Raw genomic sequence first — 13,037 nt, 5'->3', positions numbered from 1 at the left:
TTTATCCGTCGAAAATTTCGGCGCGGTGGTCCAGATACCATTCATCTGCCCGCTCTAGGGCGAGCCGCTGGATAGCGCCCCCCATACCGTTCTTCATGCTGTAGGCCAGCGACTGAAGGGGCAGGAGGTGGGCAACAGTGCGTGCCCGCTCTAACTGGGTAGCGTCCAGGGCCCTGGTCAGAGAATCCCAACCGTAGTAGTTACCCAGGGCTGCGTAATCAATCGCGGGATCCCCCACCGACGCATGATCCCAGTCGATGACGCCCACCAGCTTATCGCCTTTCCACAGGATATTGTGGCCAGCTAGATCGCTGTGAACCAGTACTGGCCTTACCGGGTCCAGGGCGACGACCCGGTCAATGGCCCTGTGCGCGATTTTTTGGGCAGTCGTCAAGAGCCGAGGAACTACCTGCTGGCGCAGGAGTTCTTCCCAGTTTTCTCTCCCGCCCCAGTGCTCATGCACCATATCCAAGTAGGGGCCATAGCCCGAAAAATCTACCGAATGGATAGCCTTGAGCATGGTTGCCAGTTGTTTGGGAGGGGCCGCTCCCTGCTGGCGAGGCTCGCCCTTAATCCAGGTCAAACCCACCGCTGTAAAACCATTGCGGGTAATCACCCGGGTAATGGGGCGGGGCACCGCAAAAGGGAGGGTCTTAGGCAGGCGACGTAAAATCTCCGTACGCCGAGCTACCAGGTAGCCGGTCTGTTGAGTCTTAGCTACACGCACGCTCAGCTCAGAGCCCATGTTCACGATGATATGAGCTGACCCGGTTGTTCGTATATCCCAACGGTCAGAGGGGACGACAACACCGGCCTGCTCCATCACCGCGTAGACAACGGGGAGGGCCTTCATTTGTTCAAGCTGCGTAAGGTGCGCTGCCATAAGAGTCTTTACCTAGGTGCCTGTTAGTCTGCCAGCACTGCTTGCAGATGAGGGATGAGCTTAGTCAGAGCTTGAGCGCGGTGGCTTATGGCGTTCTTGACATGGGGCGGGACCTCAGCGCATGACTTGCCGCTGTATTCACCGGTAAATCCCTGGGCGGCCATAATGGGATCGTAGCCAAACCCGCCCTCTCCGCGCGGTTCACGGAGCAGGGTTCCGACCAGCTCGCCGTGTTCAACGGCCTGCCGCCCGTCCGGGGTAGCCAGTGATGCCGCGCAGACAAAGCGGGCGGTCCGATGTTCATCGGAAATATCCGAAAGCTGGGCAAGCAGTAGGTCCAGGTTAGCCCGGTCATCACCATGCTTGCCTGCCCAGCGGGCACTGAAGATACCGGGTGCCCCACCCAGGACGTCCACGGCAAGCCCGGAGTCATCTGCGATAGCGATAAGACCGGTAGCCTCAGCTACCGCGCGAGCCTTGAGCAGTGAATTCTCGGCAAAAGTTACCCCGTCCTCCACCACATCGGGGGCGCCGGCCCTACCGGCATCAATCACTTGGGTTTCAACGTCCAGTCCGTCAATAGCTCCGCGCAGCAGTTCACGGAACTCGCGCAGCTTACCCTGATTATGGGTGGCAAGAACAATTTTGGCGGGCATTAGTCCTCCAGGGCCTGACGCTGGATCAGGGCTAGCTGGGCTGTACCGTGCAAGGCAAGATCCAGCAGATCATTGAGTTCATCGCGGTCAAAGGGAGCGCCCTCGGCTGTACCCTGAACCTCCACGAACTTACCCTCACCGGTCACCACGACGTTCATATCTGTTTCGGCGCGGACGTCCTCTTCGTAGGGAAGGTCCAGCATGGGGACACCGTCAATGATGCCCACAGAAATTGCCGATACAGACCCGGTCAGAGGGCGAGCCTTAGCGGGGATAACACCCTCTTTCTGGGCCCAGGTAATGGCATCGGCCAGAGCAATATAGGCACCGGTGATGGCGGCAGTTCGGGTGCCACCGTCAGCCTGAAGAACATCACAGTCCAGAACAATAGTGTTCTCGCCCAGAGCCTCGGTATCTATCACGGCGCGCAGAGAGCGACCGATCAGACGGGAAATCTCGTGGGTACGGCCACCAATCTTGCCTTTAACGGACTCACGGGAGTTACGGGTATTGGTGGCACGCGGGAGCATGGCATATTCGGCGGTGACCCAACCAGTTCCCTGGCCTTTGAGCCAACGGGGAACGCCCTCGGTGAGCGAGGCGGTGCAGAGCACCCGGGTATTACCGAACTCGATGAGAGCTGAGCCTTCTGCGTTCTTAGCCCAGCCCCGGGTCACGGTGATGGGTCGGAGTTCATCGGGTGTGCGTCCGTCGCCACGGACGGGTGAGGATTCCATAGTATCTGTCATGCTTTCAGCCTATCTTCTTCGCTTGAACCCGTAGAAATCGTGGGCAAACTTTTTAGCCGTGTCCCTGCCAGCTTTGCGCGCGCATACCTTGCCCGGCAACGTAGCGCTCAATCACTTGGAGGGTAGTGGTCTGGGGGTCGGACTCGTAGTCTTCCGGTGCCCGGCGGGGGTTAACCCGGTAGGTAGCTGAAGCCTCGGCCACCGAAATAGGACCAGAGAAGACCTCACTGGCTTCTGCAAAGGCGACAGCAGGGTCGTTCCAGATGGGTAGGTGGGTTAGGAGCAGATTACGCACACCGGCTTCTTGGGCAGCCAGCCCTGCCCTGCGGCCCGTCAGGTGAATACCGCGCAAGGCGTCGTCACGCCCCTCCTGGTAGGCCGCTTCGCAGAGGAAAAGGTCAGCATCGCGGGCTGCCTCAATTAAGCCGTCACAGGAATCGGTGTCACCGGAGTAGGTCAGAATCGTTTTCCCTTCACCTGTCTCACAGACGATACGGAGCGCGTAGGGTTCTTTAACGGGGTGCACGACCGCATAGGGCGTGACGGTGAATGGCCCAATTTTTACCTCAGCGTGGTTGCTCCACTCGTTGAACTCAAACTCGGTGTGCATCCCCGGTTCTAGCGGTAGCCCGTGGGTATTGACCAGGTACTGGTGAATATCGCTGGGGCCATACAGGGGAATAGGGCCTCTGCCCCAGCCGTTGGGGTTCCATTTGACGGCAACGTGCAGGCCCGACAGGTCAATGCAGTGATCGGGGTGCAGGTGCGAAATCAGAATCGCATCTATGTCTTCAAGGTTCATGTGGGTCTGAAGAGTCCCCAGGGCACCATTGCCCATATCGATGATAATCCGCCAGGTCTTACCTAGATCATCGATAGTCGAAACCATGTAGCAGCTAGCTGCCGCATTCGGCCCTGGAAAGGAACCGGCACAACCGATCACTGTGAGTCGCATGGTGTCTTCTTCCTTAGCGTTTGGGGGTGGAGCGGTCTGCCTCGATGGTGACTCGTGGCTTAATCAACTCCGATGGGATAAGGGCAAGCGAGCCTGTGGGAAACTGCTCTGCTACCGAGTTGGTGTGACGGACGCGAGCGACCTCGGGGCCCAAGAATCGGCGGGCGAGGTGCTCAAATGTTTCGCTGTGACCGGTTGCCAAGAATTCGTGGCTTGCCGGTAGATCAGCGGGGCGTTCAAGGCCGGCTCTCAGTAGCGCCTTGTAAACATCTTTAGCGGATTCCTCCGATGATGAGACCAGAGTTACATCATCACCCATGATGTAGGAAATAACGCCGGTCAGGAGCGGGTAGTGGGTGCAACCCAGCACCAGGGTATCAACCCCGGCTTCTTTGAGGGGGGCAAGGTAGGACTCGGCTGTTTGGAGAAGCTCAGGTCCGGAGGTAATGCCCCGCTCAACAAACTCCACAAAGCGGGGGCAGGCCACCGAATAAATCTCCAGGTCGCTCATCACGGAGAAGGTGTCCTCGTAGGCGCGTGAGGTGACCGTGGCTTCTGTGGCGATGACACCGATTTTACGCTTGCGGGTTGCGGCCACCGCACGGCGGGCGGCAGGCTGGATAACCTCAACCACCTGAATACCGTACTTGCGGGTATAGCGTTCGCGGGCATCACGCAGAACTGCCGCTGAGGCTGTATTGCAGGCAATAACCAAAAGTTTCACACCGGAATCTACCAGCTCGTCCATAATCCGCAGGGCGTGCGCACGCACCTCAGCTATGCTCAGGGGGCCGTAGGGGCCGTGGGCGGTATCACCCACATAAATAATCGATTCGTGCGGTAGCTGGTCCATGATGGCACGGGCAACCGTCAGCCCACCTACACCCGAGTCAAACACGCCAATGGGGGCGCTGGCGGCTGGCTCTGCCAGCACCTTGCTGCCCCAGGGGGTGACTATTTTTGGGTTTGAATCATTCATGACAGACCTGACATTAGCTACTCGATGGTTATTCAGTAAGGTGTAGAACTCACCTGCCGGTTTTTGAGTGGACAATCACGCTCTAACACGACTTTTTGGTGTCATAAATAGACACTCTGGACCGGTAAAAATCAATCTTCTTCCAGCCCTATCAGGAGTGCCTGCATGAGGCTTTCCTGAAGCCAGGTTGCAAAGTTATAGAGCAGAGCCATATAGTCCTCGGTTGTTTCTACCCGGTCCCAGTCGGTCTGCTCCCCCACCCGTTCGGCATCTGCTGCGCTGATAATGCCCAGCCTGGAACCCAGGGTCAGACGAACGTCGTTCAGGGCTGCGGCCCAGGCCTTGGCGTGTTCTGTATCCAGGTGAACTGTGCCTGCCTGGATATCCATAGCGGCCAGTTTCAGGTGCGAGATTTTAGCCTGTCGGAGGGAGAGATCGGTGAAACGCCGGTACTCATCGGCTACCTCAGGATCATCACTGGCGACAGGCAGCATGCGGGCGACAGCGGGATCGGCAGGCACATCAGCTTTTTCCGAAATTCCTACCAGAGCTGCCAGGGGGTCAGTGTTGGGGTCTTCCTCAGGTTCCAGGGCAAGCGCTACATCTTCAAAAAGGCGGGTAAGCACCTGGACCTCTTCGGGAGTAAAGCGTGCAGTCAGGCCACGCGGTGTCCTGCTAAAAGGCTCTGCCATCTTATAGACCTGCCTGTTCTAGCGTTGCCCACAGCCCCCAGGTATGCAGGGCTGCTGTGTGGCGTTCGGCTTCTTCTTGGGAACCACTAAAGACTGCGGCTTTACCTTCGGTGTGTACACGGAGCATCAGCTCCTGGGCCTTTTCGGTACTGTAGCCAAACTGAGTGCGGAAAACATAGGTGACAAAGCTCATGAGGTTAACTGGGTCATCCCAGACCAGCACCGTCCAAGGAAGCTGGGGTCGGTCATTCGTTTCGCTCTCTAAGCTACGTTCAAGGTCGGCTAAAGTATCCACCGCTGTATTCAGGGTGATAGCTGTTTCAGCCGATAACATAGCCTTCTTCTCCTTGTGAAAATCTTTGAGTCGGTAGCGCCTTGAACAAGCTTACGCCACTGGGCCCTTAGCAGACTTATAGGTCACATACACCTTATCTATCATACGGCTAAGGAGCCACAACTGCCACGCGCCAGCTAGAGCAAGCTAGAGGTCACAGTTTTATCTTCTGAGAGGGCTGTCTTTTTAGGCCGCACAGGGGCTAGAGTGGTAGCCGTGACTCAGAAAACTTCATTGTTAACAGACCACTACGAGCTAACCATGGTTCAGGCGGCTCTTGCCTCCGGTGCCGCCCATAGGCGGACCGTCTTTGAGGTCTTTACCCGCAGGCTCTCCGGTGGCCGCCGCTACGGTGTCCTTGCCGGCACTGGCAGGCTCCTTGAGGGTCTTGAAAATTTCCGTTTCGACCAGAACGAACTTGAGTTCCTTGCCTCCCGCAAGGTGATCAACCAGCAGACCTTGGACTACCTGGCTGACTTCCGCTTTAGCGGGCATATTCGTGGGTACGCCGAAGGGGAAATCTTCTTTCCCCACTCCCCCGTGCTCCAGGTTGAAGCTTCCTTTGCCGAGGCCTGCCTTTTAGAGACCTATATTCTCTCGGTTCTCAACTTCGATTCAGCCGTTGCAACTGCGGCCTCCCGTATGACGGTAGCCGCCGGTAAGCGCCCCTGCCTTGAGATGGGTTCACGCAGGGCTCATGAGCAAGCCGCTGTATCTGCCGCACGGGCTGCGGTAATTGCAGGCTTTATCGGCACCTCTAACCTAGAGGCTGGCCGCCGCTATGGCCTGCACACGGTGGGCACGAGCGCCCACGCTTTTACCCTGCTCCATGACAGCGAGCGCCAGGCTTTTGAAGCCCAGCTTGCTTCGCTCGGGGTAGATACAACACTGCTAGTAGATACCTACGATGTTGAAGCCGCTGTTCGCCTGGCTTGCGAGCTGGCCGGCCCAGAACTCGGTGCCGTTCGCCTGGATTCCGGTGACCTGGTTGCCCAGGCCGCTTTCGTCCGTCAGCTTCTCGATAGCCTCGGTAACACCTCCACTAAGATTACTGTGACCAGCGATCTTGATGAGTACGCTATCGCCTCTCTGGCAGCAGCCCCGGTTAATTCCTACGGTGTGGGCACCAAGCTGGTGACCGGCTCAGGTGTTCCAACCTCTTCCATGGTTTACAAGGTGGTTTTGCGCGAGAACGCCCAGGGTGTAATGGAGCCGGTCGCTAAGGCATCCTCTGGTAAGGCATCTGTGGGTGGCAAAAAGAGCGCGGTGCGCCGCCTAAATAAACGTGGTATTGCTACCGCTGAGGTCATAGGCCTCGATGTGAGCGCACCTGCCGATGCCAACGACCGCCAGCTTATGGTTGATTTTGTGGTCGATGGTGAGCTTCAGCCCGGCTTTACCGGTGCCGAAGGCGTGCGCCGTGCCGCTGAACGTCACGCCCGGTCCCTGTCCGAGCTGCCCGTCACTGCAACCCGTCTGTCCCCCGGTGACCCGGTAATCCCCACCGAGTTTGTGCCCGCTGTTTAGCCCACCTGAGGAAACTATGTCTAAAGCTTTGATTATTGTTGATGTCCAGAATGACTTTTGCCCAGGCGGTGCGCTAGCTACCGAACGCGGCGCTGAGGTTGCGGCTCTGATCAGCGAGTTCGTAGAAAACTACCACGACCGTTACCAGGCCATTGTGGCAGCTCAGGACTGGCATATCGACCCGGGCACGCACTTTTCGGATAACCCAGATTATCAGGATTCTTGGCCCCCGCACTGTCGCGCAGAGTCTAAGGGCGCTGAGCTTCACCCCGAGCTTGATACCGACTACATCGAGGCTTACTTCCGCAAGGGTGCCTATGCCCCTGCCTACTCAGCCTTTGAGGGCCTTCTGGCTCCCGAGTACACGGTCATGCCCGGTGAGCGTGAAGCCGGCGCTCCGGTTGAAGATGCCGGTGAGCAGACTCCTCTGGATGCTTGGCTGAGCGAGCGGGAGATTACCGATATTGATGTCGTAGGCATCGCCACTGATTTCTGTGTTAAGGCAACTGCGATGGACGCTGTTGATGCGGGCTACGAGACACGCGTGCTGCTTGATCTCACGGCCCCTGTGTCTGAGGATTCGCTTGATGACACCGTGGACGAGCTAGAAGATGCCGGTGTGACAGTTATCCAGGTTCTCTAGTCTCAGCTGGTGCAGGTAAGGGGCCGGGGCGCTGATTCATTTCAGTGCCCCGGCCTCTTTTACAAGAGCCCCGGTCCTTGTTTGGTTTTAGCGCTTTCTGGCACAATGGGGCTATGACTGTTTCCTCTGTGATATTGCCTAGTTTTTATTTCTACTTACCAATACACGAGGATTTGCAATGTTTACAGTTAGTCAAGAGCCTATAGCGCCGAAAGAAGTCCTAGGTCTTCTAAGGACCGTCCCAGAATGGTTCGGGCGCCCAGAAAGTAACAGAGAATACATCAAGGCAACCCAAAATCTACCCTGCTGGGTAGCTCGCATTAATCAGCAGGTTGTAGGTGTTGCCGCAATTCAGAAACACTCCGTTGATTCATGGGAAATCCATTTGATGGTAGTTGAGCGCGGGTTCCACCGAATGGGCATTGGTCGGGCTCTCATAAAAGAAATTGAAGAGCAAGCCCAAATGTCCAAAGTATCTCTTTTACAGGTTAAAACTCTGGGGGAATCTCACCCTGACCCTTTTTACCAAAGAACCAGGCTCTTTTACCTGGCTCAAGGTTTTATCCCCCTGGAAGAAACGGGTATCTGGGGAGATGACACCCCCTGCCTGATTATGGTCAAGCCCCTCCCTCCTTGTAACCAGTAACCATAACTGCGGTTCGTATGGCCCCGCACGGGATTCTAGTGCCTGCCCACGAACCAGTCCTGGAGCTTATCCAGGCGCGCTTGGAGCTGCTCGGCTGAGGCTTGGGCAACAGCAGGGCCTCCGCAGATACGACGGAGCTCGTTGTGGATAGACCCGTGCGGCTTACCTGTCCGAGCAGCCCAGGCGGCAACGTTCTTAGCCAGCTTGCTGCGGAGCTCTTTGAGCTGGCGGTGATCCACCACCTGCGGCACGGCCGTCGCCGGGCGGCGCGAGGCGTGGTCTTTCTGCCGTGCCCTCAGCAGGGTACCTACTTGCTCAGCATCCAGCAGGCCGGGGATCCCCAAAAAATCCTGTTCCTCATCTGAACCCACTTCAAGACCGCCCGAGGCGAACTCGGCACCATCAAAAAGGACACCGTGGAAGGAGGCCTGGGAACCGATAGCTTCGAACTTGCCACGGGTCAACTGCTCGCTGGCCCCTTCTTCACGGTTAGCTTCTTCAATCAGGTGATAGTCCAGCCCCTGATTGAGCGGGTCAAGGTTTTCCTGCTGAGCGTTCTTGCGGTCCAGGGCATGGTCGCGCTCGGTTTCCATCTCGTTAGCCAGCATCATGAGCTGAGGAACAGACGGCAGGAAGACAGAAGCAGTTTCCCCGCGCTTTCGCGAGCGCACAAAACGCCCAATAGCCTGAGCAAAGAAGAGAGGCGTTGAGGTGGAAGTTGCGTAAACACCCACCGCCAGGCGGGGAACGTCCACGCCTTCGGAGACCATGCGCACAGCAACCATCCAGCGAGCAAGCCCCTGGGAAAATTCCTCAATGTTGTTGGAGGCTTCTTTGTCATCGGAAAGAATAAGGGCGGGCTTTTCACCGGTAATACGCTGAAGCTGGGCGGCGTAGGCGCGGGCATCGGCGTGATCGGTAGCAATCACTAGGCCACCAGCATCGGGTACGGTACGGCGTACCTCGGTCAGGCGCTTATCGGCGGCAGCAAGTACGGTGGGAATCCACTCGCCCTCAGGGTTAAGGGCGGTGCGCCAGGCCTGGGCGGTGACGTCTTTGGTGAAGCCCTCCCCCAGGTTGGCCGCCATTTCTTCACCGGCGCTAGTGCGCCAGCGCATCTGACCTGAGTAGGCCATAAAGATGACGGGGCGCACAACATGGTCTTTGAGGGCGGGGCCGTAGCCGTAGGAGTAGTCAGACTTGGAACGGCGGATGCCTTCTGCGTCCTCTTCGTACTGCACAAAGGGAATGGGTGAGGTATCGGAGCGGAAGGGGGTACCGGTCAGAGCCAGGCGGCGGGTAGCAGGCTCGAAGGCTTCGCGCAGGCCGTCGCCCCACGAGAGAGAATCACCGGCGTGGTGGATTTCGTCCATAATCACCAGGGTTCGGCCGTTTTCGGTACGCGCCCGGTGGAGCATAGGTTTATTGGCTACCTGGGCGTAGGTCAGGGCAACACCCTGGTAGCCCCTGCCCACGCTACCGTCTGCATTTTTGAAGTTAGGGTCAATGGAGATACCTACACGGGCGGCGGCATCGGCCCACTGGCGTTTAAGGTGATCGGTAGGCGCGACCACGGTCATGCGGTTGATGGTTCCCCGGTTGAAAAGTTCTTTGGCAACGGTCAGGGCAAAGGTGGTCTTACCTGCACCGGGAGTAGCCACAGCCATGAAGTCGCGGGGGTTCTGGGTGAAGTACTTGGTCATAGCTTCGGCCTGCCAGGCGCGGAGCTTGGGAGCAGTGCCCCAGGCGGCGCGGTCCGGGTAGGCTGGGGGTAGGGCGCTGCTGCCTTCTCCAAAGAGTGTTGGCTGGCTATCGTCCATGTATTTTCCCTTCCCTCACAACAGATATGAGCCACGGTGGGCACCACAAAAGTTTAGCCCCATTCGGTGAGGAATGGGGCTATCAACGAGCACCTGCACCTGTGAGAGCGACCTCTCCCCCTGTTCTGTATTCGGGGTAGGGTGCTGGTCTCACGCGACAGAACGGGCGAACGCGAATGGCTTGATTACTGGTCGTCCCCGCCAGGGGCCAGGCCCTCGTAGATCTCTTTGCATTCGGGGCAGACCGGGAACTTCTCGGGGTCTCGGCCAGGAGTCCACTTCTTGCCGCAGAGAGCACGGACGGGGTTTCCGGTGAGGGCAGACTCCATAATCTTTTCCTTGCGCACGTAGTGGGCAAAGCGCTCGTGGTCACCGGGTTCTACGTTCTGAACTTCCTCACGCTCAAGGAGCGCAGTACCGCCTGAGTGGGCGGTTTCGGGGAAGGGATCTTCAATTCCGGGAATAGATGACACGGGTGCGTCCTTTCGTAGTGGCCCAGGCGGGCTATCTCTAGTTAGTCTACCAAGCCAGGCAGGTTCTCCGGCGAGCACAATAGGCTAGCTGAACTGGGTAACCCGGTAGAGCATATCTGCGCTGTGGCGCTCAAAGCGCTGGGAGCCCAGGCGGATTCCCAGAGTGAAACCGCCCACTGCCATCACCAGCATGACACCAGCGCCCAGCCAAGCCCAGAGCATATTGCCGTTGATTGCTGAGGCCGCCATACCGGCCAGGCCGGGGGCAGCAAGGAACATGGGAATCATCATGGTGAGACCGCGCACAAATGCTTTGGCCATGCCGTCGGGTTGCTTGGCCGTTTTCCAGGGGCTTGAGCCCGGTGGCGGCACAGGTAGGGAAAACACCGTATCAGCATAGGACGCGAGTCCCATACCCAAGAAGAAAACCGAGTAGGCGGTCACCAGCATGGGTACCGTATAAGCGCCCGCTCCTGCAATCAGGCCAAAGAGCAGGGTGCCCATCAGAATCATCGGTGCGTAAATCAGTATCATGGCGTAGGCCCGCCCCAGCCGGTCATCAATGCCGCGCACAGCCGTGGTGGTGTGTAAGGAGAAAGCGGTGCTTTCATAGGACACCAGATAGGCATATATGTAACCAGCGAAAGCAGGGATGAAGGCGCTACAGAAAAAGACTCCCATAATGGGTGTTGAAACGTCCTCCCCCGTATCCGTTGTAACACTCAAATTACCCATGAAAGTAAAGATCAGGTAAAAAAGCGGTAGGCTCATAACATTGACGGTGCACCGGGGGTCTTTGAACATCATCTGCACAATGCGGGCAGCAATTGCGCCCCGAACGGTCGCCGGGAAGCGGTCAAGAATGCCCAGGTGTCCGGTGCCCAGGTTGCGGGCTTCCTTACGCCCGGTGACTTCCCCAACGTTAGCCATGGTGCGGGCAGCCAGCAGGTACCAGAACCACCAGATGATAGCCAGGTAGAGAAAGCTAAGAGCCAACAGGGCTCCAGCCAGCCCGTAGCTACCGGAAGCAACATGAACCGGAATGAGCCAGGGAGTCAGCAAAGGCAACCACTGTAGCACCTCGATGTATTCGGGGAGGCGGTCTGCCACCTGCGCTATCCCACCAGCAGCACCCACGATGATAGGCCCCATGAGCATCACCACCATAAAGGAGGCAATCGTCAGCAGGTTACTGATACCCCTACGAGCCCGCAAAGGGATAGAAGCAAGCGTCACGACCCGGGAACCGGCAATCGCCAGTGCAAGACCCAGGATAGCGGCTACCGGGTAGGTCAAGAGACCCGGAATCGAGAAGAACAGCGAGGTAGCGCTCGCCAGAGCGATGAGGAGAGTCAGGATTCCGGGGGCACCCACGAGAGCCCCGATAGCCTGGCCCAGCATCAGGTCCTTAACCCGAATGGGGTATGGTGCCAGCCGCTCAGGATCCAAGGTGGCATCGGCAGCGGAGGCAAAGAGGGGAACAAGGAACCAGGCTAGGGTCAGAATTCCGCCTACCAGCGCCAGAAAAACCTGAGCACCACTGGCATTATCAATAAAGAACCCGCCCGCTCCTAGGCAGACCACTAGGCCCAGCCCATAGAGCATGGCAAAAGAGAACCCCACGATAGCCCAGGCGTTACCCCTGGTAAAATATGCGATAAAGTGCGCAAGCTTTAGTCGGACGAGGACTGCAACCATGACAGGCCCTCCCTCACCATTCGACCGCCGACCAGTGAAACAAATCGGTCTTCCAGGCTCATACCGGCCCGAACCTGCTCCACGGTACCCGAAGCCAGGATTCGCCCCTCATTCATAACCGCCACATGGTCGCACAATCTCTGAACCAAATCCATGACGTGAGAGGAAATAATGACGGTGCCCCCACCAGCAACATACCCCTTCAAGATATCTTGAATGTTGGAGGCGGAGACAGGGTCAACCGCTTCAAAGGGTTCATCAAGCACCAGCAAGGAGGGCGCATGAATCATTGCACAGGCCAGGGCAATTTTTTTGGTCATACCGGCGGAGTAATCAGCAACCTGCTTCCCGGCGGCATTAACCAGGTCAAGGGCTAGGAGCAAATCGCGGGTTCGTTCAGCAACCGTCACTTTGTCAAGCCCGTGCAGGCGACCCGCATAGGTCAGCAGTTGCTCTCCGGTGAGCTTATCAAAGAGGCGCACGCCATCGGGCAGAACCCCCACCTTACGCTTAGCCTCCAGCGGACTAGCCCACATATCTGTACCGCCCACCAGCACCTGACCGTCGGTGGGTTTAAGCATGCCTGTGGCCATTGACAGGCTTGTTGTTTTACCGGCACCGTTACGCCCTACCAGACCGTAGAAGGACCCACGAGGAATGGTTAGGTTAGTACCGTTAACGGCAGGGTGCTGGTCAAAAACCTTGACCAGGTTAAGCAGTTGTAGGGCAGGTGTATCTAGGCTCTCGGGAGCAATCTCAGCTTCCACCGGAGTTGCCGGGGAAACCTGATCACTGGGTGCCGCCGGGTGAAGGGGCGTGACTTCTTGGGGGTTTGCCTGGTGCGGCCAGGTCTTCTCATCGTGTTCCATATAACTATGGTAGGTGACCTAGCTAGCTCTGAGCTCCCCCAGCAGGCTGATATCCATTGTATGACGAGGCCTCCTGGGAAAGATCTAAGCTCTAGCGCTGAGAATTCCCAGGA

14 protein-coding genes are annotated in these 13,037 nt (G+C 57.6%); 3 read left to right on the top strand and 11 right to left on the bottom strand.

Annotated elements, in window-relative coordinates; all coding sequences use genetic code 11:
* Window position 1: 1 nt before the first annotated feature.
* The 7 genes from ACN080_RS05980 to clpS all read right to left on the bottom strand — a co-directional run bounded on the left by ACN080_RS05980 (window position 2) and on the right by clpS (window position 5,248).
* The gene (locus tag ACN080_RS05980) at window positions 2-883 is read right to left on the bottom strand and encodes a phosphotransferase (RefSeq protein ID WP_419113290.1); all 882 of its coding nucleotides are present in this window, start codon (window positions 881-883) and stop codon (window positions 2-4) included.
* A 23-nt stretch (window positions 884-906) separates the two neighbouring features.
* Entirely contained in the window at window positions 907-1,539 is a 633-nt protein-coding gene (rdgB, locus tag ACN080_RS05975) for an RdgB/HAM1 family non-canonical purine NTP pyrophosphatase (protein ID WP_419100611.1), read from the bottom strand.
* A complete protein-coding gene (gene rph, locus ACN080_RS05970; protein ID WP_419100612.1) occupies window positions 1,539-2,288 on the bottom strand; it encodes a ribonuclease PH in 750 nt (249 codons plus the stop codon). The genes rdgB and rph overlap by 1 nt, the downstream gene beginning before the upstream one ends.
* Before the next feature lie 52 nt (window positions 2,289-2,340).
* Window positions 2,341-3,243, bottom strand: a complete 903-nt coding sequence (locus tag ACN080_RS05965) for an MBL fold metallo-hydrolase (RefSeq protein ID WP_419100613.1) — start codon at window positions 3,241-3,243, stop codon at window positions 2,341-2,343.
* A 13-nt stretch (window positions 3,244-3,256) separates the two neighbouring features.
* Entirely contained in the window at window positions 3,257-4,222 is a 966-nt protein-coding gene (gene murI, locus ACN080_RS05960) for a glutamate racemase (RefSeq protein WP_419104559.1), read from the bottom strand.
* A gap of 131 nt (window positions 4,223-4,353) precedes the next feature.
* Window positions 4,354-4,914: a DUF2017 domain-containing protein gene (locus ACN080_RS05955; RefSeq protein ID WP_419100615.1), complete on the bottom strand. Its 561-nt coding sequence runs from the start codon at window positions 4,912-4,914 to the stop codon at window positions 4,354-4,356.
* A gap of 1 nt (window position 4,915) precedes the next feature.
* A complete protein-coding gene (gene clpS, locus ACN080_RS05950) occupies window positions 4,916-5,248 on the bottom strand; it encodes an ATP-dependent Clp protease adapter ClpS (protein ID WP_419100616.1) in 333 nt (110 codons plus the stop codon).
* Window positions 5,249-5,464: 216 nt separating this feature from the next.
* On the opposite strand from clpS, the gene ACN080_RS05945 reads away from it, so the two are divergent.
* The 3 genes from ACN080_RS05945 (at window position 5,465) to ACN080_RS05935 (ending at window position 8,064) form a co-directional block, all read left to right on the top strand.
* Window positions 5,465-6,775, top strand: coding sequence for a nicotinate phosphoribosyltransferase (locus ACN080_RS05945; RefSeq protein WP_419100617.1), 1,311 nt, complete (start codon window positions 5,465-5,467; stop codon window positions 6,773-6,775).
* A gap of 16 nt (window positions 6,776-6,791) precedes the next feature.
* Complete coding sequence (locus ACN080_RS05940) at window positions 6,792-7,418, top strand: isochorismatase family protein (protein WP_419113289.1); 627 nt, start codon at window positions 6,792-6,794, stop codon at window positions 7,416-7,418.
* 178 nt (window positions 7,419-7,596) lie between these two features.
* Window positions 7,597-8,064 carry a GNAT family N-acetyltransferase gene (locus ACN080_RS05935; protein ID WP_419113288.1) on the top strand — a complete coding sequence of 156 codons (468 nt, stop codon included), beginning with the start codon at window positions 7,597-7,599 and terminating at the stop codon, window positions 8,062-8,064.
* Window positions 8,065-8,099: 35 nt separating this feature from the next.
* On the opposite strand, the gene ACN080_RS05930 is transcribed toward ACN080_RS05935, so the two are convergent.
* From ACN080_RS05930 to ACN080_RS05915, 4 genes are all read right to left on the bottom strand, one after another.
* Window positions 8,100-9,884: a DEAD/DEAH box helicase gene (locus ACN080_RS05930; RefSeq protein ID WP_419113287.1), complete on the bottom strand. Its 1,785-nt coding sequence runs from the start codon at window positions 9,882-9,884 to the stop codon at window positions 8,100-8,102.
* A gap of 185 nt (window positions 9,885-10,069) precedes the next feature.
* Window positions 10,070-10,357: a DUF3039 domain-containing protein gene (locus ACN080_RS05925; RefSeq protein WP_419100620.1), complete on the bottom strand. Its 288-nt coding sequence runs from the start codon at window positions 10,355-10,357 to the stop codon at window positions 10,070-10,072.
* Between the two features lie 84 nt (window positions 10,358-10,441).
* A complete protein-coding gene (locus ACN080_RS05920) occupies window positions 10,442-12,055 on the bottom strand; it encodes a hypothetical protein (protein ID WP_419113286.1) in 1,614 nt (537 codons plus the stop codon).
* Window positions 12,031-12,924 carry an ABC transporter ATP-binding protein gene (locus tag ACN080_RS05915; RefSeq protein WP_419113285.1) on the bottom strand — a complete coding sequence of 298 codons (894 nt, stop codon included), beginning with the start codon at window positions 12,922-12,924 and terminating at the stop codon, window positions 12,031-12,033. The genes ACN080_RS05920 and ACN080_RS05915 overlap by 25 nt, the downstream gene beginning before the upstream one ends.
* Between the last annotated feature and the right edge of the window lie 113 nt (window positions 12,925-13,037).

This window comes from Rothia sp. CCM 9416 (genome assembly GCF_048513535.1).
Classification (GTDB): domain Bacteria; phylum Actinomycetota; class Actinomycetes; order Actinomycetales; family Micrococcaceae; genus Rothia.
This window is presented reverse-complemented; position numbering and strand designations above follow the sequence as displayed.